The organism is Blastomonas sp. UPD001 (assembly GCF_003426715.1).
Taxonomy (GTDB): domain Bacteria; phylum Pseudomonadota; class Alphaproteobacteria; order Sphingomonadales; family Sphingomonadaceae; genus Blastomonas.
Map to the genome: position 1 here is coordinate 1 of NZ_QKVT01000175.1, position 696 is coordinate 696.

General features: G+C 66.8%; 1 protein-coding gene. It reads left to right on the forward strand.

Features of this window, described 5'->3' with window-relative positions:
• A partial coding sequence (locus DM995_RS20290) for an isocitrate lyase (protein WP_116970852.1) occupies positions 1–696 on the forward strand: 696 nt, incomplete at both ends.

Here is a 696-nt window from a genome sequence, read left to right on the forward strand (position 1 = left end):
GACCAGCGTGCCGGCCCTCATCGAGGAACTCTACACCTTCCTGAAGCAGGCCGACGCCCGCGAACTGGGCATGCTGTTCCGCGACCTCGATGCCGCCCGCAAGGCCGGCGACGCGGTCAAGGCCGCGCAGGTGCAGAAGGCGATCGACAATTTCGAGACCCATGTGGTGCCGATCATCGCCGACATCGACGCCGGCTTCGGCAACGCAGAGGCCACCTATCTGCTGGCCAAGAAGATGATCGAAGCGGGCGCTTGCGCGCTGCAGATCGAGAACCAGGTTTCCGACGAGAAGCAGTGCGGCCACCAGGACGGCAAGGTCACCGTCCCGCACGAGGACTTCCTCGCCAAGATCCGCGCCTGCCGCTACGCCTTCATGGAGCTGGGCGTCGACGACGGCATCATCGTCGCCCGCACGGACTCGCTGGGCGCCGGCCTCACCAAGCAGATCGCCTATACGAAGACTCCGGGCGACCTCGGCGACCAGTACAACAGCTACCTCGACTGCGAGGAGGTCACCGGCGCCGGCGAACCGGGCGACGTGCTCATCAACCGCGACGGCAAGCTGGTGCGCCCGAAGCGGCTGCCCTCCAACCTGTTCCAGTTCCGCGCCGGCTCCGGCGAGGACCGCGTCGTGCTCGACTGCGTCACCTCGCTGCAGAACGGCGCGGACCTGCTCTGGATCGAGACGGAAAAGCC